Origin of the sequence: Exiguobacterium sp. s163 (genome assembly GCF_018617135.1) — a bacterium.
In the GTDB taxonomy this organism is placed as follows: Bacteria; Bacillota; Bacilli; order Exiguobacteriales; family Exiguobacteriaceae; genus Exiguobacterium; species Exiguobacterium profundum.
Genome location: NZ_JACSJN010000009.1, coordinates 1 through 25,655 on the forward strand (window position 1 = coordinate 1; position 25,655 = coordinate 25,655).

Consider the following 25,655-nt stretch of genomic DNA (forward strand, 5'->3'; position numbering starts at 1 on the left):
CGCCAGCGTTCGTCCTGAGCCAGGATCAAACTCTCCAAAGAATTTGATATAGCTCTTAAATTGACGAAGCTTGCGCTTCATTCAAAAATTGTAAAACTTATTTTTGCCTCATCGTTCAGTTTTCAAAGACCAATCGTTGTCGTGTTAGCGACTTTTTAATAATAGCGATTTGACTTATTAAAGTCAACCACTTTTTATTATTTTTTTCGCTTCCTGAAGTTTGTTTCGTGAACAACATCAGCGACGTTTATTAATATATCAGCATCCTAAAAAATCGTCAACTGTTTTTCTAAAAAAACTTTATTTTTTCTTTTTACATGACTGAAAGAAAAAACGGTCGTGGATTAACCCCTGAGAAGGAGTAATCCACAACCGCTTGATCATTATGACGACTTAGAAGACATCTGTTTCTTTGTTTTCTTCTTCACTGTTTCTGATGAAGTCGACTCCACAACTTGTCCAGTCTGTTGGAAGCGATGAAGCATTAATACCTGATAGGCGTTCGCAAACACCAATGTGGCTAGTGCCGGCCAGAGCAATGGAATCTCGTCCGTTGTTTGCAAAGCTGGAATCCATTCAATTAACGTAATGACAGTCATTAAGAAAAGTGTCGGGATGAAAGCACTCTTATTTGTTTGTTTCGCCTTACTCGCAGCAACGACCCAAGCGACAATGAGTAACACAAGCATCTCACCGATGTAACGCCACATGTGATCATTTCCAAATGCGAGCATCCGTAAGTAGACGGCATCAAAAATCGCAAATGCGATTAATAACACTTGAACGCGATTCCATAGACGTGGTCCTCTAAACAAGTCGAGTCCGACCCGATGAATAATCAAATAGGCAAAGAAACCCATCATGCTGATTCCCGTCCATGTACTCGAGTAACTAAGCGCCGTGACAATTGCCTCCCAGGACTGACTGACCAAATAACCCGGGTTCGCCAATAAATTCATTAGGAACCCGAACAACGTCCCGAATACGAGCGTTGTCCAAAACAAACGTAAAAAACCTTGTACTTTCATCTCTCACCGATTCACCCTTCTATTTGTTTAATGACTGCTTGCGCCAACTCATCATACGTATGCTCGAACGGATGTCCATCCCGATAGACAGAAGGTGCAAAGTCCTCTTCATTGTCGTACGGTTGGCCGAGCGGGATTTGAGCAAGTAGCTTACTCTTCAATGCTTCTGAAAGCTTTTCTCCACCGCCGTAACCGAATACGTATTCTTTTTCACCAGTTAGCTTACTTTCGAAATAAGCCATGTTTTCAATGATACCTAATAGTTTGTGGTTCGTTTTGATTGCCATCGCTCCGGCACGAGCCGCAACGAATGCTGCTGTCGCATGAGGTGTCGTGACAATCAATTCCTGACATGATGGGAGCATCGAATGGATATCGAGCGCGACATCTCCTGTTCCTGGCGGTAAATCGAGCAACAGATAGTCAAGATCGCCCCACTCGACGTCATTGAAGAAGTTATTTAACATCTTCCCGAGCATCGGTCCACGCCAGATGACCGGCGCATTGTCTTCCACGAAGAATCCCATCGAGATGACTTTCACGCCAAACCGCTCCACTGGAATGATCTTCTCGCCGCGAACAACCGGTCGTTCCTCGATGCCGAGCATATCTGGAACACTGAAGCCGTAAATATCCGCATCGATCAACCCGACCTTTTTACCCGCTCGCGCAAGCGCGACAGCCAAGTTGACGGATACTGTTGATTTTCCTACGCCACCCTTACCAGAAGCGATGGCGATAAACGTCGTCCCTGAGTTTTCACGAAGGATCGCCGGTTTTGTCGCTTCCTTCAAACTTTCGTCGTTCAATGCTTCAAAACGAAGCCCGACCGTCTTAAAACCTTTCCCCTTGAGCAACGTGACGATTTCTTGTTGTAACTGAAGCTGTTCCCCGCTCCCAGTTTGACCGAGTGCCACTTTTACACTGACATAGTCTTCTTTGATTCGGATGTCTTTTACCCCTGCTGTATCTCCAAGCGTTCGGTTGATCGTCGGATCAACAAGCCCCGCCAATTCCTCGCGTACTTGCTCTACTGTAAGCATATTGCTTCCCCCTTCTAACTGTTTCGATATCAGTATATCAAAAAAAGCGTTTTCTTGACGGGTTCGGAATCGACTATTTCAAACAAAAAACTCTCCACCCGAAAGGATGGAGAGTTCGAACCACATCGCGAAGATTAACGCTTCGAGAATTGTGGTGCGCGACGTGCTGCTTTAAGACCGTATTTTTTACGTTCTTTCATACGAGCGTCACGAGTTAAGAAGCCTTTTTCTTTGAGGCTTGGACGGAATTCTGGGTCCGCTTGAAGAAGCGCACGTGATACGCCGTGGCGAATTGCTCCAGCTTGTCCAGTATATCCACCACCGTTAACGTTAACGATTACATCGTATTTACCTTCTGTTTCAGTCAATACGAGTGGTGATTTAGCCATCATGATCAAAGTCTCATGACCGAAGTATTCTGAGATATCGCGGCCATTTACAACAACTTTACCGTCACCTGCAACGAGGTGAACGCGAGCCACCGAGTGTTTGCGGCGGCCTGTTCCGTAGTAACGTACATCTGCCATCGTTTAGTTCCTCCCTGTGTCTCGATTAACCGCGAAGTTCGTAAACTTCTGGTTTTTGTGCTTCGTGCTTGTGTTCAGCTCCAGCGTAAACGTGGAGTTTGTTGAATTGTTGACGACCGAGTGATCCTTTTGGAAGCATCCCTTTGATCGCGAGTTCAAGCATACGCTCTGGACGTTTTGCGAGAAGCTCTTTTGCAGTTTGTGATTTCAAACCGCCTGGATGACCTGAATGACGGTAGTAGATCTTGTCATTCAATTTGTTACCAGTCAATTTGATTTTCTCAGCGTTGATGATGATGACGTGGTCTCCGCAATCAACGTGTGGTGTGAAAGTCGGCTTGTGCTTACCGCGAAGAAGTGAAGCTACTTCACTAGTCAAACGACCAAGTGTTTTGCCTTCTGCGTCGATAAGGAGCCATTTGCGTTCTACTTCAGATGCTTTAGCCATGAATGTTGTGCGCATGTGGAATACCTCCTAGAAATGTCTGTTCACTTAATTTTTTGATGCTTTATCATAATCCTAGTTTACGGGGCTAAGATTGTGGTTCATCTCTAAATTTGAAAATGAAATGCCAATGAATATAATACGATTTTATAAGGGGAATGTCAATCTACTTTTTCATAATTCACATTCCACAAATACAAACCGTGTGGGGGGGCGGTAATCCCCGCTACGCGGCGGTCCTTCGCCTCTAGCATTTGTATGATATCTGCGGGCTGATACTTCCCTCTCCCCACCTCGATGACCGTCCCTACCATGATGCGGACTTGGTTGTATAGAAAACCCGAGCCAACGAACCGGAATATGATCTCGTCCCCCATCTCGAGCACTTCTGCTTCGTAGATAGTGCGGACCCGATCTTCGACTTCTGCCTTTGTCACAGAGAACGACGTAAAGTCGTGGGTCCCAATCAACCGCTCCATCGCTTGACGCATCGCCTCGAGGCTCAGCTTATACGTCACGGTCGCAGCATAATGCCGACGAAACGGATCCTCAGTCTGACGGATATGGTAGCGATACTCTTTTCGCTTCGCACCGTAACGTGCGTGAAACGTATCATCCATTTCTTCCGCCTGTTTAACGAGGATATCGTCTGGTAGCATGGCGTTTAACGCTTTGACGAAACGCTCAGCCGGCATCTCTAACGACGTATCAAAGTGAATCACCTGCCCTAACGCATGGACGCGAGCGTCTGTACGACCTGAGGCGACGATTTTCACCGGATGACGATGCATACGTGCCAAGACAGATTCAATCTCCGCTTGAATGGTATTGCCATTCGGTTGTACCTGATATCCCGCATAATGTGTCCCGTCATAGGCGACAATTAGTTTAATTCGTCTCATCCAATCCCTCTCAATCCAAACAAAATGAGTGTCAACGCGACAAAAATGAGCAATACGGCTGTGTCTCGCGTTTGCCACTTCATCTCACGCAACCTCGTCCGCCCTTCTCCCCCACGGTAGCCGCGGGCCTCCATGGCCGTAGCGAGGTCCTCAGCACGTTTAAACGCGGAGATGAACAATGGAATCAAGAGTGGGATGACCCCTTTTAAGCGGGATTTCCAAGGTCCACTCATCAAATCGACCCCACGCGCCTGCTGAGCTTTCATAATCCGGTCCGTCTCATCCGCAAGCGTCGGTAGGAAACGGAGTGAAATGGAAAGCATCAACGCAATTTCGTGGGCCGGCACACGAATCCGTTCGAATGGCCGTAGCCCCGCTTCAATCGAATCGGTCAATTCCATCGGTGTCGTCGTTAACGTCACGAGTGTCGTCAACATGACGAGATAAAAGAAGCGAAGCGAGACAATCAGCCCCATTCGAATTCCTTCCGAATAAATCGCAATCGGTCCTAATTCGAATAGAAGTGTCCCGTCTCGATTGAATAACAGTTGTAAGATCAACGTGAAGACGATCAAAAATAAGATCATGCGAAGACCGTTCCATAAATAGCGCCACGATAACTGTGACAGTTTGACCGCAAACAACGTGAACGCGAGTAAAAATAAATTCGTCCATAAGTTGTCAGCTAAAAAAACAACTGGGATGAATCCTAAAATGAAGAGCGTCTTGGCACGCGCATCAAGGGAATGAAGCCACGAATGTCCGGGTATATATTGACCGATAATCATGTCGCTCCCCCTTTCAGCCGTTCCGCCACCCAATCCGCCAGCTCGCTCTCGGTTCGTACGAGCGGGATGGACGTTTCTCCAAGAACCGGTGCCATGTCACGAGCGAATCGTAAGACGTGCGGGATGTCGAGCTGGAGACGTCGCACCAGTACCTCGTCTTGGAACAATTCAAACGGGTCCCCATCAAACGCCACCTGACCACGCTCCATCACGATGACGCGCTCCGCATAGGCGAGTACATCATCCATGTCATGCGAGACAAGGATCAACGTAAGGTTCAACTCTTCTCGTAAACGTTTGAATAAGGCGAGCATGTCTCGTCTCCCAATTGGGTCGAGACCCGCTGTCGGTTCATCGACAATGAGCACATCAGGCCGGCTCGCTAAAACACCTGCAATCGCGACACGGCGCATCTGCCCTCCTGAAAGATCAAACGGCGAACGGTCCCATAACGTTTCATCCAAGCCGACGAGACGAAGGGCCTCGTGGGCTCGCTCTTTCGCTTCGGCATCTGTCGCGCCAAAGTTGCGCGGACCGAACATGACGTCGCGTTCGACCGTCTCTTCAAACAATTGGTGCTCTGGATATTGAAAGACGAGCCCAACGCGACGCCGAAGCGGCAAAAGATTCTGTTTCTTGTCACGACGCGTCCGAATCGGGGTGACAATGATATCATCGACCACCACACGTCCGTCAGTCGGGCGCAATAAGCCGTTCATATGTTGAACGAGTGTCGATTTCCCTGAGCCAGTATGCCCAAGAAACGCAACAAGCGCTCCCGACGGAATGGTTACATTCACATCGCGCAGCGCGGTTCGTTCAAACGGAGTATTCATTTGGTATTGATATGTTACTTCTTCAATGCGTATCGGCATAGATGGTTCACCAACTCCGAATGTTGTAGCATCAGACGATCGAGTGGAATGCCACGTGCCTTCAGTTCGAGTTGCATCCGAACGATAAACGGGACATCTAGTTGAATGTCACGAAGCGTATCTGGATGTTGAAACACGTCTTCAGGTGTGCCGGTCATCGCAATCTTGCCTTTCGACAATGCAATGATACGGTCAGCAAACAACACTTCGTCGAGCTCGTGTGTAATGGCGACAACGGTCATCCCTTCCGAGACGAGCTGTCGTACCGTTTGTAATACCTCTTGTCGCCCGATTGGGTCGAGCATGGAGGTCGCTTCATCGAGCACGAGGACACGCGGGCGCATTGCGAGAGCCGCAGCTATCGCAACGCGCTGCTTTTGTCCACCGGATAACTGATGCGGTTCACGGTCCGCTAGTTCCGATAATCCAACGCGCGCTAGACTGTCATCAATTCGACGAACCATTTCTTGACGTGGAAGTCCCATGTTTTCGAGAGAAAATGCCACATCATCGCGCACGGTCGCCCCGACAAATTGATTGTCGGGATTTTGAAAGACGACCCCGATCCGCGTTCGAACGTCCCACACGTCTGCGGCGTTCGACGGATCGAGTGTCTCTACGCGAACTTCCCCCTGTTCAGGAATGAGAAGTCCGTTCCACAACTTCGTCAGTGTCGACTTGCCAGAACCATTATGGCCGACAATCGCAAGCCATTCCCCTTTATATACATCGAGCGATAGGCCGTTAAGCGCCGGCTCAGACTGTCCAGGGTAATGAAATACGACATCTCGTACCATAATTTGTGATTCCATAGGTCGACTCCTTTCTGATGTGGAAACAGGGCAATACGTCACCGCATGCCCTGTTGACTGCCTAATGAATTAGACGAGTTCGATGATTACAACTTCTGCACCATCACCGCGGCGTGGGCCGACTTTCATGATGCGCGTGTATCCACCTTGACGTTCAGCGTAGCGTGGTGCCACGTCTTCGAACAATTTTTGGATTGCGTCTTTTTCTCCAGCGTTCTCCTTGCGAACGAATGAAGCTACTTGACGACGGGCATGAAGATCGCCACGTTTCCCAAGAGTGATCAATTTTTCAACGACTGGGCGAAGTTCTTTCGCTTTTTGTTCAGTTGTTTGAATGCGCTCGTTGATGATTAGGTCAGTTGCAAGATCACGCAAAAGCGCCTTGCGTTGCGAGCTTGTACGGCCAAGTTTCGAATAAGCCATTACATTTCCCTCCTTCGGTTGAACTTAGTCTTCTTTACGCAAGCCCAAACCGAGTTCGTCCAACTTGTGTTGAACTTCTTCGAGTGATTTACGTCCGAGGTTACGAACTTTCATCATCTCTTCCTCTGATTTGTTTGCGAGTTCTTGAACAGTGTTGATGCCAGCGCGCTTCAAGCAGTTGTACGAACGAACTGAGAGATCGAGTTCTTCAATCGTCATTTCAAGTACTTTTTCTTTTTGGTCTTCTTCTTTCTCGACCATAATTTCTGCGTTGAGAGCCTCATCTGTCAAACCAACGAAGATGTTCAAGTGTTCAGTCAAAATTTTAGCCCCTAATGATACAGCTTCTTCCGGACGAATTGAACCATCTGTCCACACGTCTAACAAAAGCTTATCAAAGCTAGCGTCTTGACCGACACGTGTTTTATCTACTTCGTAGTTCACGCGTTGAATCGGTGTATAGATCGAATCGATTGGAATGACCCCAATCGGCATATCATCACGTTTGTTATCTTCTGCCTGGACGTAACCACGACCACGGCGAGCAGTCAAACGCATGCGAAGCGTCGCATTGTCAGCGAGAGTCGCGATGTGGAGCTCAGGATTCAAGATTTCAACGTCGCTATCATGGGTAATGTCTGCCGCAGTGACAGCACCGGCACTTGAAACGTTAATCTCAAGCGTTTTCTCTTCTTCCGAGTACACTTTAAGTGCCAACTTCTTGAGGTTGAGTACGATTTGAGTGACGTCTTCGACAACACCGTCAATCGTAGAGAACTCGTGAAGCACGCCATCGATTTGAACCGCTGTTACCGCTGCACCTGGGAGCGATGACAATAGAATTCGACGTAGTGAGTTACCGAGAGTAGTGCCATATCCACGTTCAAGCGGTTCTACTACGAATTTACCAAACGTAGCGTCCTCGCTGATTTCGACCGTTTCGATCTTTGGTTTTTCAATCTCGATCATCTGAACCCCTCCTTGAGTATATCCTGCCGTGCAGTTTGAGCTGCTAAAGTATAAGCTGTCGTGCTAGGTAAACCCCTCACACGCTCAAGCGATTATACGCGGCGACGTTTTGGAGGGCGGCAACCGTTGTGCGGAACTGGAGTTACGTCACGGATTGCAGTAACTTCGAGACCAGTAGCTTGGAGCGCACGGATAGCCGCTTCACGTCCAGCACCAGGACCTTTAACGTTAACTTCTACTGTACGCATACCGTTGTCCATTGCAACTTTCGCTGCAGTTTCAGCAGCCATTTGCGCTGCGAACGGAGTCGATTTACGTGATCCTTTAAATCCAAGGTTACCAGAAGTAGCCCATGAGATCGCGTTACCTTGCGTATCAGTGATTGTGATAATTGTGTTGTTGAATGTAGAACGGATGTGTACCACACCGACTTCAACATGTTTTTTAACTTTACGTTTAGAACGTACGTTTTGCTTACGTTTCGCCATTGTTCAATTCCCTCCTTTACTTCTTCTTGTTCGCTACTGTACGGCGTGGGCCTTTACGAGTACGCGAGTTGTTCTTCGTGTTTTGACCGCGAACAGGGAGACTACGGCGATGACGGATACCGCGGTATGCGCCGATCTCGATCAAACGTTTGATGTTAAGTGAAACTTCACGACGAAGGTCACCTTCAACTTTGATTCCGTCAATTGCTTCACGGATACGGTTGAGTTCATCTTCAGTAAGGTCGCGTGTGCGTGTCTCTTCAGATACGTTAGCAGCCTTCAAAATTTCTTGTGCTTTTGTTTTACCAATACCATAGATGTATGTGAGCGAAATAACGATACGTTTTTCGCGTGGAATATCTACACCAGCAATACGTGCCATGTGTGCACCTCCTCTGAAATTAACCTTGTTTTTGTTTGTGTTTCGGGTTTTCGCAAATTACCATTACTTTACCCTTACGGCGAATAACTTTACATTTTTCGCAAATCGGTTTTACCGACGGTCTTACTTTCATGAGTATACCCTCCTCCTGGAAAAATCGGAGTTACTTATAACGGTACGTAATCCGCCCGCGAGTCAAGTCGTATGGAGACAACTCAACAGTTACGCGGTCACCTGGAAGGATCCGAATGTAGTGCATCCGAATTTTCCCTGAGACGTGCGCGAGCACCGTGTGGCCGTTTTCTAACTCCACTTTAAACATTGCGTTCGGAAGTGGTTCGACAACAGTGCCTTCCACTTCAATGACATCTTGTTTCGCCATCATTTATTCCCCTTTCTATATGAAAATCTTTAGGAGCACAGACGATCTATTGCCATCTACTGTGAGAGAAGGATCCAGAACGGATCAGTATGAAACAATAGAGCCTCATTCACCGGAATCGAGTTTCGTTAAAATCTCGTATCCATCGTCTGTGATGGCGATGGTGTGCTCAAAGTGGGCGCACATGCTACCGTCCACGGTGACAACTGTCCAGTTATCAGCCAGTGTTCGAACATAGCGTTGACCAGCATTAACCATTGGTTCAATGGCTAACGTCATCCCAGTCTTCAGGCGCGGCCCTTTCCCCGGTGGACCATAGTGTGGAATTTGCGGTTCTTCATGCAAATTTTGTCCAACACCATGACCGACGTATTCGCGGACGACAGAAAAGTCATGTGATTCAACATATGCTTGAATCGCATGCGAAATATCTGTCAATCGCCCTCCAGCCTTGGCGTGCTCCAATCCTTTATACAGACTTTCTTCGGTTACGTCAAGTAGCCGCTGTGTCTCTTCTGAGATTGTTCCCACTGGATAAGTCCAAGCGGAATCTCCATGGTATCCATTATAGTAGGCACCGATGTCGATTGAGATAATATCTCCATCTTTCAATACCCGTTTTCCTGGAATGCCATGAACAAGCTCTTCGTTCACCGAAGCGCAAACACTACCGGTAAAACCGTTATAGCCTTTGAACGATGGCGTCGCACCTTGGCTGCGAATGTAATCTTCCGCAATCCGGTCGAGCTCAAGCGTCGTGATTCCTGGTTTAATGTGCTGTTTGAGCACCTGGTGCGTTCGAGCAACAATTTGCCCAGCCTCACGCATAATCGCAATTTCACGAGGCGTCTTCGTGATGATCATTCAGTATCACCGAGTAATGCTTTGACATCGGCATATACGACATCGATTGGACGATCTCCATCCAATGTACGAAGATACCCTTTTTCAGCGTAAAAGTCAATGAGTGGTTTCGATTGCTCGATGTTGACGTCAAGGCGACGGCGAACCGTTTCCTCTTTATCGTCTTCACGTTGCATGAGCGCCGACCCATCCACATCACAGATGCCTTCCACTTTTGGTGGGTTGAAGATCACGTGATATGTCGCACCACACGTTGGGCAGATCCAACGACCTGTCAAGCGTGGAACGAGAATTTCCGCATCCACATCGATGTTGACGACGTGGTCAATCTGTTTCCCCAAATCTTTAAGCAAACTTTCGAGTGCCTCTGCTTGAGCAACAGTACGCGGGAATCCATCGAGTAAGAAACCTTTTTCTGTGTCATCTTGGCTAAGACGTTCACGTACGATTCCGATTGTTACCTCGTCCGGTACGAGTTCACCTTTATCCATGAATGACTTGGCTTCTTTACCGAGTGGCGTTCCGCCTTTGATTGCCGCACGAAACATGTCGCCTGTCGAAATGTGAGGGATTTGGTACTCTTCTACGATTTTAGCCGCTTGAGTCCCTTTCCCAGCACCCGGTAAGCCCATGAGTACTAGATTCATCTCGGTTAGCCTCCAGTTTTGATTTTCACGAAGGGCTTGTAAACACGACAGGAAGGAAGGGTCAACCCTTCCTTCCGCTTTAACGGATAAAGCCTTTATAGTGTCGTTTTACAAGTTGACTTTCGATTTGTTTCATCGTTTCGAGGGCTACCCCGATGACGATCAACAAGCTCGTTCCTCCGATTTGAACGGAAGTTGGAAGACCGGCAAGCTTAATGAAGATTGTCGGCATGATCGCCACGAGCGATAAGAAGATCGCTCCGAAGAAAGTCAATCGATACAGCAACTTCGTGATGTACTGTTCTGTTTGCGCCCCAGGACGAATCCCAGGAATATAACCACCTTGCTTCTGCAGGTTTTCTGCCATTTGCTCAGGGTTGACCTGAATAAATGTATAGAAGTAGGCAAACGCAATGATTAACGCAACGTAAATCGACATTCCGATTGGCGCCGTCGTGTCAAAGTACGTCTGTAATTTTTGCGTTGTCTCCGGCGAAGCAATGAAGCTTGCAACAGTTGGTGGTGTTACCATGAAGGAAATCGCGAAGATAACCGGGATAACACCTGCTGCGTTTAGTTTGATTGGCAAGTGCGTTGACTGACCGCCCACTGGGGTACGGTTCGCCGTGCGTTTTGCATATTGGATTGGAATTTTGCGTGCCGCTTGTTGAACATAAATGATCCCAACCGTCACAGCCAAAATAACAAGTGCCAATACAACCAAGTAAACGATATTAATGAACAATGCATCTCCAGCGTTTTGGAGTTTTGTTTCATAAATCTGCGTGAAGATTCTTGGGAACCCGGCGACGATACCGGCGAAGATAATGATGGAAATACCATTCCCAACACCTTTCTCCGTTGTCATTTCACCAAGGAACATCAAGAACGCTGTACCCGCAGTGAGTACAATCGCGATCACAAAGTAAGTTGCCGTTCCCCACGTCTCATTGACGAGACCTGGGTAGAGGCGGTTAAATCCAAACGACAATGAAGTCGCTTGGACAAAGCCTAAGATGATCGTCCCATAGCGCGTGACCGTCGCTAACTTTTTACGGCCCGCCTCTCCTTGTTTAGCCCATTCGGCAAACTTTGGAACGACGTCCATTTGTAAAAGTTGCACAACGATCGATGCCGTAATGTACGGCATGATCCCCATTGCGAACAAGGAGAAGTTCTGTAAAGCATTTCCTCCAAACAAGTTCAAGAAGTCAAGAAGACCTCCTGAGTCAAAACGCAACACATCCGTATTCACCATCGGCACCGGGATATGAGCCCCGATGCGGAAAATGATGATGATTGCGAGTGTGAAGAGAATACGCTGTCGAATATCTTTCACGCGCCACATATTGGAGATCGTCTGAAACATCAGATCACCTCAACTGTACCGCCAGCTGCTTCGATTGCTTCTTTCGCTGCACCCGAGAACTTGTTGGCTTTTACAGTCAATTTAGTTTCAAGCTTGCCGTTAGCAAGGACCTTGATTCCGTCTTTAGCAGAGCTGACAACACCAGTCTCGATTAAGAGTTCTGGAGTAACTTCAGTACCTGCTTCGAAACGGTTAAGCGTGTCTAGGGAAACAACCGCGTACTCTTTACGAGTTGGGTTGTTGAAACCGCGTTTTGGAAGACGACGGTAAAGTGGGTTTTGTCCACCTTCAAATCCTGGACGAACGCCACCGCCCGAACGAGCTTTTTGACCTTTGTGTCCACGACCAGAAGTTTTACCGTTACCAGTCGCCATACCGCGACCGACACGGTTACGTTCGTGACGTGAACCTGGAGTTGGCTTCAATTCATGGAGTTTCATAGTGGCACCTCCTTATTTATTAAAATCTTTATTATTCGTTGATTTCTTTTACAGTCACAAGGTGCGACACTTTGTTGATCATACCGCGCATCGCGACGTTGTCTGGGACAACGACCGTTTGATGCATTTTGCGAAGACCGAGTGTACGTACAGTAACACGCTGACCTTCCGGACGACCAATTGTGCTGCGTGTGAGGGTGATTGCGAGTTTCGCCATGTCTAGTTCCCTCCCTTAGTTAAGAAGTTCTTCTACGCTTTTACCACGTAGTTTAGCAACTTCCTCTGCTTTTTTGAGCTCAGTCAAGCCCTGTACCGTCGCACGGACGATGTTGATCGGTGTGTTTGAACCTAACGATTTCGAAAGGATGTCACCTACACCTGCAAGTTCGAGCACCGCACGAACTGGACCACCAGCGATAACCCCAGTACCTTCAGAAGCTGGTTTCATGAATACACGACCTGCTCCGAATACTCCTGTGATTTCGTGTGGAATTGTTGTACCAACCATAGGTACTTGTACCATGTTTTTCTTAGCGGCTTCAATAGCCTTGCGAATCGCTTCTGGCACCTCTTGTGCCTTACCTGTACCGAAACCGACGTGACCATTTTTGTCACCTACGACTACGAGAGCAGCAAAACGGAAGCGGCGGCCACCTTTTACGACTTTCGCGACGCGGTTTACGGTAACAACGCGTTCTTCAAGTTGTTCCATGTTAACGTCTAACTGGCGCATCGAGTGTCCCCTCCTTTTTATTAGAATTTAAGACCTGCTTCACGAGCTGCTTCTGCAACAGCTTTGACGCGGCCATGATAGAGGTATCCACCACGGTCGAACACAACTGTGTCGATACCTTTCTCGAGTGCACGTTCTGCAGCAAGTTTACCAACAGCTTTCGCTGCTTCAACGTTACCGCCATTTGTAAGATCGAGAGCTTTATCTTTCGAAGATGCAGACACAAGCGTTGTTTGTGCCGCGTCATCGATAAGTTGAACGTAAATGTGCTTGCTCGAACGGAATACGTTCAAACGTGGACGAGCTGCTGTCCCCGTGATCGTACGACGTACGCGAGCATGACGTTTTTTACGAACTGCATTTTTATCTGCCTTTGTGATCATTTATGCCACTCCTTTCCGTTCATTTCGTGACGAATTACTTACCAGTCTTACCTTCTTTACGGCGAATACGTTCATCAGAGTAACGAACACCTTTACCTTTGTAAGGTTCTGGAGCACGGTACGAGCGGATTTGAGCAGCAACGTGACCGACGCGCTCTTTGTTAATCCCTTTTACGATGATTTGCGTGTTTGAAGGAACTTCGATTTCGATACCTTCCTCAGCAACGTACTCGATTGGGTGCGAGTAGCCGAGGTTGAGGACGAGTTTGTTACCTTGCTTCGTAGCACGGTAACCAACCCCCGAGATCTCAAGTGTTTTTTGGAATCCGTTCGACACACCTTGTACCATGTTGGCAATAAGGGCACGTGTCGTACCGTGAATTGTGCGGCTTTCTTTCGATTCGTCTGGACGAACAACCGTCAATTCGTTCTCTTCAACTTTGATTTCCAATGCCGGGTTAGCTGAAAGCGAAAGTTCACCTTTAGCACCTTTTACTGTGACCGTGTTGTCATTAGCAACTGTTACAGTAACGCCAGCAGGAATCGTAACTGGTTTTTTACCAATACGTGACATTGATTACACCTCCGTTCTTGTTAGAAAAGTGACTTACCAGATGTAGGCGATCACTTCGCCGCCGACTTGTTGTTGGCGAGCTTCTTTATCAGTCATAAGACCTTTAGATGTCGAAAGAACTGCGATTCCGAGTCCTCCGAGTACTTTAGGTACTTCATCAGCTTTTGCGTATACGCGAAGACCTGGTTTCGAAATACGTTTGAGACCAGTGATTACACGTTCGTTGCTTGCTCCATATTTAAGGAAAAGACGAAGTGTACCTTGTTTAGCGTCCTCGATATATTCAACATCGCGAATGAAACCTTCACGCTTAAGGATTTCAGCGATCTCACGTTTAATGTTCGAAGCTGGAAGCTCCATTTTTTCATGGCGAACCATGTTAGCGTTACGGATACGTGTAAGCATATCTGCAATAGGGTCTGTCATTACCATGCGATGTACCTCCTTTCACACTGTTAGTGGATTACCAGCTTGCTTTTTTAACACCAGGGATTTGACCTTTGTATGCAAGATCACGGAACTTGATACGGCTGATCCCGAATTTACCCATGTAACCATGCGGACGACCTGTGATGCTGCAACGGTTGTGCAAGCGTACAGGTGACGAGTTACGTGGCAATTTGCTGAGTCCGATATAATCGCCTTCAGCTTTCAACTTCGCACGCTTTTCAGCGTACTGGGCAACGAGTTTCTCGCGTTTAAGTTCGCGATTCACCATTGACTTTTTAGCCATGTTGTCGACCTCCCTCTAGATTATTTTTGGAATGGCATACCGAGAAGTGTGAGCAATTCACGTGCTTCTTCGTCTGTGTTTGCTGTTGTAACAACAACGATGTCCATACCGCGTACTTTAGATACTTTATCGTAATCGATCTCAGGGAAAATAAGTTGCTCTTTCACGCCAAGCGTGTAGTTACCGCGTCCGTCGAATGCTTTCTTCGATACACCGCGGAAGTCACGTACACGTGGAAGTGAAACAGTTACCAATTTGTCGAGGAAATCGTACATGCGCTCGCCACGAAGTGTAACCTTCGCACCGATTGGCATACCTTCACGAAGTTTGAAACCAGCGATTGATTTCTTCGCTTTCGTTACGAGTGGTTTTTGACCTGAAAGAATTGTTAATTCTTCAACTGCCATATCAAGTGCTTTCGAGTTCGAAACAGCGTCACCTACACCCATGTTGATGACAATCTTTTCGACTTTCGGTACTTGCATGACCGAGTCATAGTTGAATTTATCCATCATCGCTTTCACGATGTCGCTTTTATACTTCTCTTGCAAACGGTTCATAGTCGAATGGACCTCCTTTCGTCACGTTCTTCTTATTTATCGAGTGATTCGCCCGATTTCGCGACACGAACTTTTTTACCATCGACTACTTTGAAACCAACACGAGTTGGTTTGCCAGTTTTAGGGTCGAGTGGCATTACGTTCGAGACGTGAATTGGTGCTTCGATCTCAAGGATCCCGCCTTGTGGATTCGCTTGTGAAGGTTTCGCGTGTTTTTTCATCACGTTTACGCCTTCAACCACTACGCGGTTTTTGCTTGGCATAGCTTTGAGGATAACCCCTTGCTTGCCTTTATCTTTACCAGACATTACCTGGACTGTATCGCCTTTTTTAACATGCATCGTTTGCGCACCTCCTTATAGGATTGAAATTGGAAATTAAAGTACTTCCGGTGCCAACGAAACGATCTTCATGAATTCTTTTTCACGAAGTTCACGTGCAACTGGCCCGAAGATCCGTGTGCCGCGTGGGCTCTTGTCATCTTTGATAATGACTGCTGCGTTCTCATCGAAACGGATGTACGAACCATCTTTACGACGAGCGCCGCGTTTTGTACGAACGACAACTGCTCTGACAACGTCACCTTTTTTAACAACGCCACCTGGTGTTGCTTGTTTTACCGTTGCGACGATGATGTCACCGATGTTTGCAGTCTTACGACCAGAACCACCGAGAACTTTAATTGTCAACAGTTCACGCGCGCCAGAGTTGTCTGCTACTTTCAAGCGAGATTCTTGTTGAATCATGCGAGTGTACCTCCCTCCGGATGTTTAATAAATCCGAACTGTTATTAGATGATTACTGATTCTTCTACTACTGTTACAAGACGGAAACGTTTGTCTTTAGAAAGAGGACGTGTTTCCGCGATGCGAACGATATCGCCCACTTTAGCGACGTTGTTCTCATCGTGTGCTTTATATTTCTTCGTGTAGTTTACACGTTTGCCATAAAGTTTATGACGAACCTTTGTTTCTACTGCGACGACGATCGTTTTGTCCATTTTGTCAGACACGACGCGACCAGTGAACACTTTACGGTTGTTGCGTTCCATGAGTGTTACCTCCTCTCAAGAATCCGATGTAATTAGCCGTTGTTGATGCCGAGTTCGCGTTCACGAAGAATCGTTTTAGCACGCGCAATCGACTTGCGTACTTCACGGATACGAGCAGGATTCTCAAGCTGACCTGTAGCAAGTTGGAAGCGAAGGTTAAAGAGTTCTTCTTTCCACTCGCCCACTTTACCGTTGAGCTCTTCAGTTGTTGATTGACGGAGATCAGTTGCTTTCATTCGTATCACCACCATTTTCTTCACGTTTCACGAACTTACATTTTACTGGAAGTTTGTGCGATGCAAGACGAAGTGCCTCACGTGCCACTTCCTCAGATACACCTGCGATTTCGAACATTACTTTGCCAGGCTTAACTACAGCTACCCAGCCTTCTGGAGCACCTTTACCCGAACCCATTCGGACTTCGAGAGGCTTTTTAGTGTACGGCTTGTGTGGGAAGATCTTGATCCACACTTTACCACCACGTTTCATATAACGTGTCATTGCAATACGTGCTGATTCGATTTGACGGTTTGTAATCCAGCTCGCTTCGAGAGCTTGGAGACCGAACTCACCGAAGTGTACAGTTGTGCCGCGTTTAGCGTTCCCGCGCATTTTACCACGGTGTACACGACGATATTTCACGCGTTTAGGTAACAACATAGTGTGTTGCCTCCTTCCTGAAAGAGTGTTTATTATTCAGCGTTTTTCGCTGTGTTGTTTTTTGTTGGAAGAACTTCACCGTGGTATAACCAAACTTTTACGCCGATTTTACCGTAAGTTGTGTCAGCTTCAGCTGTTCCGTAGTCGATGTCGGCACGGAGTGTGTGAAGTGGAACTGTTCCTTCCGAGTACTTCTCTGAACGAGCGATATCAGCGCCACCAAGACGACCAGAAACTTCTGTTTTGATCCCTTTGATGCCAGTACGCATCGAACGTTGAATAGATTGTTTCATTGCACGACGGAATGATACGCGACCTTCCAATTGACGAGCAATGTTTTCTGCTACAAGCTTCGCAACAGCGTCAGCGTTTTTCACTTCAACAACGTTGATGTGAACGCGTTTTCCGTCAGCGATTTTTGTAATGTGTTTACGGAGTGATTCGATTTCAGAACCACCTTTACCGATTACCATACCTGGCTTCGCAGTGTGAAGCGAAATGTTCACGCGGTTTGCAGCGCGTTCGATTTCAACTTTAGAAACACTAGCATCCTTCATTTTGTTTTCGATATATTCACGAATAACGAAGTCTTCATGAAGGAGATCAGCGTAGTCTTTCTCAGCGTACCAACGCGAATCCCAGTCTTTGATAACACCAACGCGAAGACCGTGCGGATTTACCTTTTGACCCACTACATATCCCTCCTTATTTCTCAGTTACCACGATGTGGATGTGGCTTGTGCGTTTGTTAATACGGCTTGCGCGACCCATCGCACGTGGGCGGAAGCGTTTGAGTGTTGGACCTTCGTTTACGTAAGCTTCTGTTACAACGAGGTTCTCAATGTTCATATCGTAGTTGTGCTCTGCGTTAGCAATCGCTGATTTTAATACTTTTTCAACGACTGGCGATGCTGCCTTGTTCGTGTGAGCAAGGACAGAGAGCGCTTCGCCGACTTGTTTCCCGCGAATTAAGTCTACAACGAGACGTGCTTTGCGAGGAGCAAGACGGACCATATTAGCTGATGCTTTAGCTTGCATGGATTTGACCTCCCCTCAAATTACCGTTTCGTTTTCTTGTCTGATCCGTGACCTTTGTAAGTGCGTGTTGGAGCGAATTCACCAAGTTTGTGACCAACCATGTCTTCTGTCACGAATACTGGTACGTGTTTACGACCATCGTGCACACCGAACGTGTGACCCATGAATTCTGGGAAGATCGTCGAGCGACGTGACCAAGTTTTGATGACTTGCTTCTCACCAGATTCGTTGAGTTTGTCAACTTTAGCGAGTAAGTGGTGATCTGCGAATGGACCTTTTTTCAAGCTGCGACCCATGTTAGAACCTCCCTTTGGAATGATTCGGGAACGGCCCTTTCGAACCGCCCGAGAATCATGTAGTAATTATTTCTTACGGCGACGAAGGATGTACATGTCGCTCGATTTGTTTTTCTTACGAGTCTTAAGACCAAGAGCTGGTTTACCCCAAGGAGTAAGTGGGCCCGAACGACCGATTGGCGCACGACCTTCACCACCACCGTGTGGGTGATCAACCGGGTTCATTACAGAACCACGTACTGTTGGGCGTTTGCCTAACCAACGTGAACGTCCTGCTTTACCGATGTTTACGAGTTCGTGTTCTTCGTTACCAACTGAACCGATTGTCGCGCGGCAAGTGCCGAGGAACAAGCGTGATTCACCTGATTGAAGACGAACGATGACGTACTTGCCGTCACGTCCTTGGATTTGTGCCGATGCACCAGCCGCACGAACTAGCTGACCGCCTTTACCAGGCTTAAGCTCGATGTTGTGGATTGTTGTACCGACAGGGATGTTTACGAGTGGAAGAGCGTTCCCCACTTTGATATCCGCTTCAGGACCAGACATGATTTCCATGCCTACTTTGATGCCCTTAGGAGCGAGGATGTAACGTTTCTCACCATCTACATAGTTGATGAGTGCGATGTTTGCTGAACGGTTTGGATCGTATTCGATCGTTGCTACGCGTCCTGCAACGCCATCTTTGTTACGTTTGAAATCGATGATACGGTATTTACGCTTGTGACCGCCACCTTGGTGACGAACAGTCAAGCGACCTTGGTTGTTACGTCCGCCTTTTTTCGAAAGCTTTTCAGTTAACGATTTTTCAGGGCGATTCGTTGTGATCTCTGCAAAGTCGAGAGATGTCATGTTACGACGACCGTTAGTGGTCGGCTTAAACTTTTTGATTGCCATCGAGGATTCCCTCCTTTTCTTCTAAGGTAGTTAATTAACCGAGGAAGTCGATTGTGTTGCCTTCAGCAAGGGTTACGATCGCTTTTTTACGACGAGCTGTGTAACCAGAGTGACGACCGACACGTTTCGCTTTCGGTTTGTAGTTCATTGTGTTTACCGAAGCAACTTTCACGTTGAAGATTGTTTCGATAGCGTGTTTCACTTGCGATTTAGTCGCTTTTACGTCGATTTCGAAAACGTATTTGTTAGCTTCCATGAGGCTAACTGAACGCTCAGTGATGATCGGACGTTTGATGATATCGTATGCTTGAGCCATTATGCAAGCACCTCCTCTACCTTCGCAACCGCATCTTTAGTGAAGATGACTTTGTCGTTAGCAACGAGGTCAAGAACGTTTACGCCTGCTGCGTCGATCACAGTCACTCCTGGGATGTTACGAGCTGCGAGAGCGATAGTCTCATTGTAGTCCGCTGTGACTACAAGAGCCTTACGTTCTACTGATAAGCTGTTGAGTACAGCAGCCATATCTTTTGTTTTTGGTGCATCGAAAGCAAGGCCTTCGAGGACGATGAATTCGTTGTTTTGTACTTTCGACGAAAGAGCCGAGAGAAGTGCTAAACGACGAACCTTCTTAGGAAGTTTGTAAGAGTATGAACGTGGTGTTGGACCGAAGACTGTACCACCACCAACCCATTGTGGTGAGCGGATAGAACCTTGGCGCGCACGACCAGTTCCCTTTTGTTTCCATGGTTTACGGCCGCCACCGCGTACTTCCGAGCGACCTTTCGTATCGTGAGTACCTTGACGGCGTGATGCTTGTTGCATGACGATTGCGTCGTAAAGTACTGATTCGTTTGGCTCGATTCCGAAGATGGCTTCTGCCAATTCGATTTCGCCAACTTGTGAACCTGTTTGGTTAAGCAAAGCTACTTTAGGCATTCGTAATTCCTCCTTTCCGTGCAGTTAATTAGTTACCTTTGACCGCTGATTTGATGATGACGTTCGATTTACGAGCGCCTGGGATAGCACCTTTCACGAGGAGAAGGCCACGTTCCACATCAACTTTAACGACTTCAAGGTTTTGAATTGTTTTACGCTCTCCACCCATTTGACCAGGAAGAAGTTTCCCTTTAAATACGCGGTTAGGAGCGACAGGACCCATCGAACCAGGACGACGGTGGTAGCGCGAACCGTGAGCCATTGGTCCACGTGATTGTCCGTGACGCTTGATCGCACCTTGGAATCCTTTACCTTTCGATGTACCTGTTACGTCTACTAATTCACCTGCAGCGAAAATGTCTGCCTTAATCTCTTGACCGATTTCGTATCCTTCTACTGAAGTACGAACTTCTTTGATGAAGCGCTTAGGTGTCGCGTTTGCTTTCGCAGCGTGACCTTTTGATGGTTTGTTTTGACGTGATTCTTTGATGTCTCCGAAACCAAGTTGAACTGCTTCGTAACCGTCTGTGTCAACTGTTTTAAGTTGAAGAACGACGTTACCTTCTACAGCAACTACTGTTACTGGTACAACTTCGCCTGCTTCGTTGAAGATTTGAGTCATACCAAGTTTTGTTCCTAAGATTCCTTTAGCCATGAGATACACCTCCTATTAATAATTAATTGTCTCTTCTGGCTAGTATCTACTATATGAAGAATTAAAGTTTGATTTCGATGTCTACACCTGATGGTAACTCGAGACGCATAAGCGAATCGACTGTTTTCGGTGTTGGGTTTACGATGTCGATCAAGCGTTTGTGTGTACGCATTTCGAACTGCTCACGAGCATCTTTGTACTTGTGAACCGCACGAAGAATCGTGTAAACCGATTTTTCAGTTGGGAGCGGGATTGGACCCGATACCTTTGCACCTGAACGCTTCGCAGTGTCAACGATCTTCTCAGCTGATTGATCGAGAACGCGATGGTCATATGCTTTTAAACGAATACGAATTTTTTCATTTGCCATGTTTGTTTCCCTCCTTTGTCGCCTACTTTAAAAATAGACAATTCTCCGCGGAAATTTCCACACCGGCCATGGCAATGCTGCCTGGCGTGTCATAACCTCCCGCTTCAACGCAGCGTGCTTGTGTCAGCAGAGGCATCCGATCATTGCAAATCAACGATTGGACCCGTTTTCTGCTGTAAAGTCTCTCACCACTCGCACAAACACTTAATCATTATATCTAATCTGGTCATGGAATGCAAGATTAGATTTTTGAAGTTGCTGGTTGTCTGATGAGTTGCTCAACGTTCCCTAATGTAACAAGATTCGCGAGCTTTTGCAAGCAAAAATTCATTCTTTTATTGAACTATTTTTCAAACGAACTCCCATGTCAACTCGACCTAGCGTTTCATCACCTCTCCAAAACGCTCTGTCACCCCTTCTATGACCGATTGTGGCGCTCGTTTTAAACAGTCTTGAACAATTCCTTCATTAACACTGTGCGTCTTGAAATAGCGGAGCAATGACGCTAATTTATCCTCTCGTCCGATGACCGTGTAAAGGACGACCCACTCTTCTAGGTGCATCCATTGTCCATCTGGTTCAATGAAAGGATGCGTATAGATTCCGTCGGTACACTTCATTCGGAAACTAGACATGACGTCCACATCTGTTCCCTCGAATATATACTCTCCAAAGTAGGTCGTTACGTATGCGTCGTGAGGATCTGATGGTTTCTTCTCCCCAGCACGACTAAGTACACGATCGATTTTTTCAAACTGGTCCGGTTCAACAAAAACATCGATGTCATTCGTTACCTCGACGATGCCATGATGCTTCAACAGCTCAGAACCGCCAATGCGATACTCAATCCCATTCAAGCGACAAATCGTCTCTAGTTGCTTCAGCATGACGCCACTCCTTTCTCGTATGCCTCATCTTACCATGTTGTGATAGAAACACAAAAAAGCAGCCCGCATATTGCGGACTGCTTAATGTTGTTCAGTTGAATCAATCGATTACTCGATGATTTCTGTTACTGAACCAGCACCTACAGTACGGCCACCCTCACGGATAGAGAAACGTGTACCGTCTTCGATCGCGATTGTAGAAATCAATTCGATCGTCAACTCGATGTTGTCTCCTGGCATTACCATTTCAGTACCTTCTGGAAGGTGAACGATACCTGTTACGTCAGTTGTACGGAAGTAGAACTGCGGACGGTAGTTCGCGAAGAATGGCGTGTGACGGCCACCCTCTTCTTTAGAAAGAACGTAGATTGATGCTTTGAATTTAGAGTGTGGTGTGATTGAACCTGGCTTAGCAAGTACTTGTCCACGCTCGATGTCGTCACGTGATACACCACGGAGAAGTGCACCGATGTTGTCGCCAGCTTCAGCATAGTCAAGAAGCTTACGGAACATCTCTACACCAGTACATACAGTTTTCTTCGTTTCTTCTGTAAGACCAACGATTTCGATCTCGTCGTTGACGCGGAGAACACCACGCTCAACACGACCAGTCGCTACAGTACCACGACCAGTGATTGAGAATACGTCCTCAACAGGCATCATGAAGTCTTTTTCAGTGTCACGAACTGGTTCTGGGATGTACTCATCAACAGCGTTCATGAGTTCCATAACTTTTTCTTCCCACTGAGCTTCACCGTTAAGTGCGCCAAGTGCAGAACCTTTGATTACAGGGAGGTCGTCGCCTGGGAAGTCGTATTCAGAAAGAAGTTCACGGATTTCCATTTCAACGAGTTCGAGAAGCTCTTCGTCGTCTACCATGTCAACTTTGTTCATGAATACTACGATGTAAGGAACACCTACTTGACGTGAAAGAAGGATGTGCTCACGTGTTTGTGGCATTGGGCCATCTGTTGCAGATACAACGAGGATCGCGCCGTCCATTTGAGCAGCACCAGTGATCATGTTTTTAACATAGTCAGCGTGTCCTGGGCAGTCAACGTGTGCGTAGTGACGCTTGTCAGTTTCGTACTCGATGTGAGCTGTTGCGATTGTGATACCGCGCTCGCGCTCTTCTGGAGCACCATCGATTTGGTCGAACTTAGTAGCTGTTTTACCTTGTGCACGTGAAAGTACAGCAGAGATTGCTGCAGTCAAAGTTGTTTTACCGTGGTCAACGTGGCCAATTGTACCAACGTTAACGTGCGGCTTAGAACGGTCGAATTTTTCTTTACCCATTCTAGATTCCTCCTCTATTAAACGATTAGTTTTATTTAACTAGGAAGACGTAGGCTACTTTTAACATACGTCCTCCTTAGCTTACAACAATCAATCTAGCGATACAACCGTTATTAGCCGTTCGCTTTTTTGACGATTTCTTCAGCGATTGATTTCGGTACTTCTTCGTAGTGATCGAAGTGCATCGAGTACGTTCCGCGTCCTTGTGTACGTGAACGAAGTGATGTTGCGTAACCGAACATTTCTGAAAGTGGAATCATCGCTTTAACGACTTGTGCGTTACCGCGAGCTTCCATACCTTCTACGCGTCCACGGCGTGACGTGACGTCACCCATGATGTCACCCATGTATTCTTCTGGGATAACAACTTCAACACGCATCATTGGCTCAAGGATAACAGCTTTCGCTTGGTCCTTAAGTTGTTTAACCGCCATCGAAGCAGCAACTTTAAACGCCATCTCGTTCGAGTCGACATCGTGGTACGAACCGAATACGAGACGAGCTTTAACGTCTACTACTGGGTAACCAGCGAGGATACCGTTTTCGAGAGCTTCTTCAATCCCGTTTTGAACAGCAGGGACGTATTCACGTGGTACAACACCACCGACGATCTTGTTCTCGAACTCGAATCCAGCGCCTTCTTCGTTCGGCTCGAATTCTACGACAACGTGACCGTACTGACCGCGTCCACCAGACTGACGAACGAATTTCGAATCGATCTTCGCAGCGCCACGGATTGTTTCACGGTAAGCAACTTGTGGTGCACCAACGTTAGCTTCTACTTTGAATTCGCGACGCATACGGTCAACGAGGATGTCAAGGTGAAGCTCACCCATACCAGAGATGATCGTTTGACCAGTCTCAGGGTTTGTTTCAGTGCGGAATGTTGGATCTTCTTCTGCGAGTTTCGCAAGAGCTTGACCCATCTTATCTTGGTCTGCTTTCGATTTAGGCTCGATTGCAACCGAGATAACTGGTTCTGGGAACGTCATTGACTCGAGAACGATGTTATCTTTCTCAGAGCAAAGCGTGTCACCAGTAGTCGTGTCTTTGAAACCAACAGCAGCGGCGATGTCACCAGCGAATACCATTGGAATCTCTTCACGGCTGTTTGCGTGCATTTGAAGGATACGACCGAGACGCTCACGCTTCCCTTTAGTCGAGTTCTTCACGTATGATCCCGCTTCAGCTGTACCAGAGTACACGCGGAAGAACGTCAATTTACCGACGTAAGGGTCAGTCATAACTTTGAACGCAAGTGCTGAGAATGGAGCTTCGTCAGAAGGCTCACGTGTGATTTCTTCTTCTGTATCGAGGTTGATCCCTTTGATTGACTCTACATCAACTGGTGATGGGAGGTAATCAACAACTGCGTTAAGCATGAGCTGAACACCTTTGTTCTTGAAGGCAGAACCAACGAGTACAGGGTAGAATTCAACGCTAAGTGTCGCTTGACGGATTGCAGCTTTCAATTCATCGATTGAAATCTCTTCACCTTCAAGGTACTTCATCATCAACTCTTCGTTGAAGTCAGCAACACCTTCGATCAATTGACCGCGAAGTTCTTCAGCTTGGTCAGCCATGTCAGCTGGGAAGCCATCTGTTACTTCGATGTCAGTACCGAGGTCGTTGTTGTACATGTAAGTCTTCATTTCAACGAGATCGATGATCCCTTTGAAATCGTCCTCTGCTCCGATTGGGAGTTGGATCGCGTAAGCGTTCGCTTGAAGACGATCGTGGAGCGTCTTCACAGAGTACAAGAAGTCTGCGCCGATTTTATCCATCTTGTTGACGAATACGACACGTGGTACACCATATGTCGTCGCTTGACGCCATACAGTTTCTGTTTGTGGTTCTACACCTGACTGAGCGTCAAGTACAGCAACCGCACCATCAAGTACACGGAGTGAACGTTCAACTTCTACAGTGAAGTCTACGTGTCCAGGTGTATCGATGATGTTTACACGATGGCCATTCCACTGTGCAGTTGTCGCAGCCGAAGTGATCGTGATTCCACGCTCTTGCTCCTGCTCCATCCAGTCCATTTGTGAAGCACCTTCGTGCGTTTCACCAATTTTATGGATACGACCTGTGTAATAAAGAATACGTTCAGTTGTTGTCGTTTTACCGGCATCGATGTGAGCCATGATCCCGATGTTACGAGTATTCTTTAGGGAGAATTCTCTTGCCATACTGGGT

41 protein-coding genes are annotated in these 25,655 nt (G+C 47.1%); all 41 read right to left on the bottom strand.

The features are described from left to right. Window positions 1–383: 383 nt before the first annotated feature. Entirely contained in the window at window positions 384–1,028 is a 645-nt protein-coding gene (locus tag KNO71_RS16430) for a KinB-signaling pathway activation protein (RefSeq protein ID WP_012727642.1), read from the bottom strand. A gap of 11 nt (window positions 1,029–1,039) precedes the next feature. After that, on the bottom strand, window positions 1,040–2,071 hold the full coding sequence (locus KNO71_RS16435; RefSeq protein WP_026824853.1) for a P-loop NTPase: 1,032 nt from the start codon (window positions 2,069–2,071) through the stop codon (window positions 1,040–1,042). 134 nt (window positions 2,072–2,205) lie between these two features. Next, window positions 2,206–2,598, bottom strand: coding sequence for a 30S ribosomal protein S9 (gene rpsI / locus KNO71_RS16440; RefSeq protein ID WP_012727644.1), 393 nt, complete (start codon window positions 2,596–2,598; stop codon window positions 2,206–2,208). Window positions 2,599–2,623: 25 nt separating this feature from the next. Beyond that, complete coding sequence (rplM, locus tag KNO71_RS16445) at window positions 2,624–3,061, bottom strand: 50S ribosomal protein L13 (RefSeq protein WP_012727645.1); 438 nt, start codon at window positions 3,059–3,061, stop codon at window positions 2,624–2,626. Between the two features lie 143 nt (window positions 3,062–3,204). Further along, window positions 3,205–3,945 carry a tRNA pseudouridine(38-40) synthase TruA gene (truA, locus tag KNO71_RS16450; protein WP_214685998.1) on the bottom strand — a complete coding sequence of 247 codons (741 nt, stop codon included), beginning with the start codon at window positions 3,943–3,945 and terminating at the stop codon, window positions 3,205–3,207. After that, complete coding sequence (locus KNO71_RS16455) at window positions 3,942–4,733, bottom strand: energy-coupling factor transporter transmembrane component T family protein (RefSeq protein WP_078147864.1); 792 nt, start codon at window positions 4,731–4,733, stop codon at window positions 3,942–3,944. Before KNO71_RS16455 ends, truA begins: the two co-directional genes overlap by 4 nt. After that, window positions 4,730–5,608, bottom strand: coding sequence for an energy-coupling factor transporter ATPase (locus KNO71_RS16460; protein WP_078147865.1), 879 nt, complete (start codon window positions 5,606–5,608; stop codon window positions 4,730–4,732). The genes KNO71_RS16455 and KNO71_RS16460 overlap by 4 nt, the downstream gene beginning before the upstream one ends. Then, the gene (locus KNO71_RS16465) at window positions 5,584–6,420 is read right to left on the bottom strand and encodes an energy-coupling factor transporter ATPase (RefSeq protein ID WP_031421869.1); all 837 of its coding nucleotides are present in this window, start codon (window positions 6,418–6,420) and stop codon (window positions 5,584–5,586) included. Before KNO71_RS16465 ends, KNO71_RS16460 begins: the two co-directional genes overlap by 25 nt. A gap of 69 nt (window positions 6,421–6,489) precedes the next feature. Continuing rightward, window positions 6,490–6,843 carry a 50S ribosomal protein L17 gene (gene rplQ / locus KNO71_RS16470; RefSeq protein WP_012727650.1) on the bottom strand — a complete coding sequence of 118 codons (354 nt, stop codon included), beginning with the start codon at window positions 6,841–6,843 and terminating at the stop codon, window positions 6,490–6,492. A 24-nt stretch (window positions 6,844–6,867) separates the two neighbouring features. Then, window positions 6,868–7,812 (bottom strand): DNA-directed RNA polymerase subunit alpha, encoded by a 945-nt coding sequence (locus tag KNO71_RS16475; protein ID WP_012727651.1) that lies wholly within the window; start codon window positions 7,810–7,812, stop codon window positions 6,868–6,870. A 92-nt stretch (window positions 7,813–7,904) separates the two neighbouring features. Next, window positions 7,905–8,300 (bottom strand): 30S ribosomal protein S11, encoded by a 396-nt coding sequence (rpsK, locus tag KNO71_RS16480; RefSeq protein WP_012727652.1) that lies wholly within the window; start codon window positions 8,298–8,300, stop codon window positions 7,905–7,907. Window positions 8,301–8,316: 16 nt separating this feature from the next. After that, window positions 8,317–8,682, bottom strand: a complete 366-nt coding sequence (gene rpsM, locus KNO71_RS16485) for a 30S ribosomal protein S13 (protein ID WP_012727653.1) — start codon at window positions 8,680–8,682, stop codon at window positions 8,317–8,319. A gap of 19 nt (window positions 8,683–8,701) precedes the next feature. Further along, complete coding sequence (rpmJ, locus tag KNO71_RS16490; protein WP_003156543.1) at window positions 8,702–8,815, bottom strand: 50S ribosomal protein L36; 114 nt, start codon at window positions 8,813–8,815, stop codon at window positions 8,702–8,704. A gap of 30 nt (window positions 8,816–8,845) precedes the next feature. Next, entirely contained in the window at window positions 8,846–9,064 is a 219-nt protein-coding gene (gene infA, locus KNO71_RS16495; RefSeq protein ID WP_021066622.1) for a translation initiation factor IF-1, read from the bottom strand. A 105-nt stretch (window positions 9,065–9,169) separates the two neighbouring features. Beyond that, complete coding sequence (gene map / locus KNO71_RS16500; protein WP_211782057.1) at window positions 9,170–9,928, bottom strand: type I methionyl aminopeptidase; 759 nt, start codon at window positions 9,926–9,928, stop codon at window positions 9,170–9,172. Then, window positions 9,925–10,575: an adenylate kinase gene (locus tag KNO71_RS16505; protein ID WP_012727656.1), complete on the bottom strand. Its 651-nt coding sequence runs from the start codon at window positions 10,573–10,575 to the stop codon at window positions 9,925–9,927. The genes map and KNO71_RS16505 overlap by 4 nt, the downstream gene beginning before the upstream one ends. Window positions 10,576–10,654: 79 nt before the next feature. After that, window positions 10,655–11,944, bottom strand: a complete 1,290-nt coding sequence (gene secY / locus KNO71_RS16510) for a preprotein translocase subunit SecY (protein ID WP_012727657.1) — start codon at window positions 11,942–11,944, stop codon at window positions 10,655–10,657. Further along, a complete protein-coding gene (rplO, locus tag KNO71_RS16515; protein ID WP_012727658.1) occupies window positions 11,944–12,384 on the bottom strand; it encodes a 50S ribosomal protein L15 in 441 nt (146 codons plus the stop codon). Before rplO ends, secY begins: the two co-directional genes overlap by 1 nt. Before the next feature lie 31 nt (window positions 12,385–12,415). Then, complete coding sequence (rpmD, locus tag KNO71_RS16520) at window positions 12,416–12,601, bottom strand: 50S ribosomal protein L30 (RefSeq protein ID WP_012727659.1); 186 nt, start codon at window positions 12,599–12,601, stop codon at window positions 12,416–12,418. Window positions 12,602–12,616: 15 nt separating this feature from the next. Beyond that, the gene (rpsE, locus tag KNO71_RS16525) at window positions 12,617–13,117 is read right to left on the bottom strand and encodes a 30S ribosomal protein S5 (protein WP_012727660.1); all 501 of its coding nucleotides are present in this window, start codon (window positions 13,115–13,117) and stop codon (window positions 12,617–12,619) included. Between the two features lie 20 nt (window positions 13,118–13,137). Beyond that, on the bottom strand, window positions 13,138–13,500 hold the full coding sequence (gene rplR / locus KNO71_RS16530; RefSeq protein WP_012727661.1) for a 50S ribosomal protein L18: 363 nt from the start codon (window positions 13,498–13,500) through the stop codon (window positions 13,138–13,140). 34 nt (window positions 13,501–13,534) lie between these two features. Then, window positions 13,535–14,074: a 50S ribosomal protein L6 gene (gene rplF / locus KNO71_RS16535; RefSeq protein WP_012727662.1), complete on the bottom strand. Its 540-nt coding sequence runs from the start codon at window positions 14,072–14,074 to the stop codon at window positions 13,535–13,537. A 33-nt stretch (window positions 14,075–14,107) separates the two neighbouring features. Further along, entirely contained in the window at window positions 14,108–14,506 is a 399-nt protein-coding gene (rpsH, locus tag KNO71_RS16540; RefSeq protein WP_012727663.1) for a 30S ribosomal protein S8, read from the bottom strand. Window positions 14,507–14,537: 31 nt separating this feature from the next. Further along, window positions 14,538–14,807, bottom strand: a complete 270-nt coding sequence (gene rpsN / locus KNO71_RS16545) for a 30S ribosomal protein S14 (protein WP_012727664.1) — start codon at window positions 14,805–14,807, stop codon at window positions 14,538–14,540. 20 nt (window positions 14,808–14,827) lie between these two features. Beyond that, the gene (gene rplE / locus KNO71_RS16550; protein ID WP_074035359.1) at window positions 14,828–15,367 is read right to left on the bottom strand and encodes a 50S ribosomal protein L5; all 540 of its coding nucleotides are present in this window, start codon (window positions 15,365–15,367) and stop codon (window positions 14,828–14,830) included. A 32-nt stretch (window positions 15,368–15,399) separates the two neighbouring features. Further along, complete coding sequence (gene rplX, locus KNO71_RS16555; protein WP_012727666.1) at window positions 15,400–15,708, bottom strand: 50S ribosomal protein L24; 309 nt, start codon at window positions 15,706–15,708, stop codon at window positions 15,400–15,402. 36 nt (window positions 15,709–15,744) lie between these two features. After that, window positions 15,745–16,113 (bottom strand): 50S ribosomal protein L14, encoded by a 369-nt coding sequence (rplN, locus tag KNO71_RS16560; protein WP_012727667.1) that lies wholly within the window; start codon window positions 16,111–16,113, stop codon window positions 15,745–15,747. A gap of 44 nt (window positions 16,114–16,157) precedes the next feature. Continuing rightward, the gene (gene rpsQ, locus KNO71_RS16565; protein ID WP_012727668.1) at window positions 16,158–16,418 is read right to left on the bottom strand and encodes a 30S ribosomal protein S17; all 261 of its coding nucleotides are present in this window, start codon (window positions 16,416–16,418) and stop codon (window positions 16,158–16,160) included. 32 nt (window positions 16,419–16,450) lie between these two features. Next, the gene (gene rpmC / locus KNO71_RS16570) at window positions 16,451–16,654 is read right to left on the bottom strand and encodes a 50S ribosomal protein L29 (RefSeq protein ID WP_012727669.1); all 204 of its coding nucleotides are present in this window, start codon (window positions 16,652–16,654) and stop codon (window positions 16,451–16,453) included. Next, window positions 16,641–17,078, bottom strand: a complete 438-nt coding sequence (rplP, locus tag KNO71_RS16575) for a 50S ribosomal protein L16 (RefSeq protein WP_012727670.1) — start codon at window positions 17,076–17,078, stop codon at window positions 16,641–16,643. Before rplP ends, rpmC begins: the two co-directional genes overlap by 14 nt. A gap of 32 nt (window positions 17,079–17,110) precedes the next feature. Beyond that, on the bottom strand, window positions 17,111–17,770 hold the full coding sequence (rpsC, locus tag KNO71_RS16580; RefSeq protein WP_012727671.1) for a 30S ribosomal protein S3: 660 nt from the start codon (window positions 17,768–17,770) through the stop codon (window positions 17,111–17,113). A gap of 13 nt (window positions 17,771–17,783) precedes the next feature. Next, window positions 17,784–18,116, bottom strand: coding sequence for a 50S ribosomal protein L22 (gene rplV, locus KNO71_RS16585; protein ID WP_012727672.1), 333 nt, complete (start codon window positions 18,114–18,116; stop codon window positions 17,784–17,786). 20 nt (window positions 18,117–18,136) lie between these two features. Further along, entirely contained in the window at window positions 18,137–18,412 is a 276-nt protein-coding gene (gene rpsS / locus KNO71_RS16590; RefSeq protein ID WP_012727673.1) for a 30S ribosomal protein S19, read from the bottom strand. Window positions 18,413–18,478: 66 nt separating this feature from the next. Continuing rightward, window positions 18,479–19,309 carry a 50S ribosomal protein L2 gene (rplB, locus tag KNO71_RS16595; protein WP_012727674.1) on the bottom strand — a complete coding sequence of 277 codons (831 nt, stop codon included), beginning with the start codon at window positions 19,307–19,309 and terminating at the stop codon, window positions 18,479–18,481. Window positions 19,310–19,343: 34 nt separating this feature from the next. Continuing rightward, window positions 19,344–19,625 carry a 50S ribosomal protein L23 gene (gene rplW, locus KNO71_RS16600; RefSeq protein WP_012727675.1) on the bottom strand — a complete coding sequence of 94 codons (282 nt, stop codon included), beginning with the start codon at window positions 19,623–19,625 and terminating at the stop codon, window positions 19,344–19,346. Beyond that, complete coding sequence (gene rplD / locus KNO71_RS16605; protein ID WP_026824833.1) at window positions 19,625–20,248, bottom strand: 50S ribosomal protein L4; 624 nt, start codon at window positions 20,246–20,248, stop codon at window positions 19,625–19,627. Before rplD ends, rplW begins: the two co-directional genes overlap by 1 nt. A gap of 28 nt (window positions 20,249–20,276) precedes the next feature. Continuing rightward, window positions 20,277–20,903, bottom strand: coding sequence for a 50S ribosomal protein L3 (rplC, locus tag KNO71_RS16610; RefSeq protein WP_012727677.1), 627 nt, complete (start codon window positions 20,901–20,903; stop codon window positions 20,277–20,279). Window positions 20,904–20,964: 61 nt separating this feature from the next. Then, window positions 20,965–21,273, bottom strand: coding sequence for a 30S ribosomal protein S10 (gene rpsJ, locus KNO71_RS16615; RefSeq protein WP_074032438.1), 309 nt, complete (start codon window positions 21,271–21,273; stop codon window positions 20,965–20,967). A 377-nt stretch (window positions 21,274–21,650) separates the two neighbouring features. Next, the gene (locus KNO71_RS16620) at window positions 21,651–22,160 is read right to left on the bottom strand and encodes a hypothetical protein (RefSeq protein WP_078147867.1); all 510 of its coding nucleotides are present in this window, start codon (window positions 22,158–22,160) and stop codon (window positions 21,651–21,653) included. Window positions 22,161–22,268: 108 nt separating this feature from the next. Then, entirely contained in the window at window positions 22,269–23,456 is a 1,188-nt protein-coding gene (gene tuf / locus KNO71_RS16625; protein ID WP_078147868.1) for an elongation factor Tu, read from the bottom strand. A 113-nt stretch (window positions 23,457–23,569) separates the two neighbouring features. Then, window positions 23,570–25,648, bottom strand: a complete 2,079-nt coding sequence (gene fusA / locus KNO71_RS16630) for an elongation factor G (RefSeq protein ID WP_012727681.1) — start codon at window positions 25,646–25,648, stop codon at window positions 23,570–23,572. Window positions 25,649–25,655: the final 7 nt, after the last annotated feature.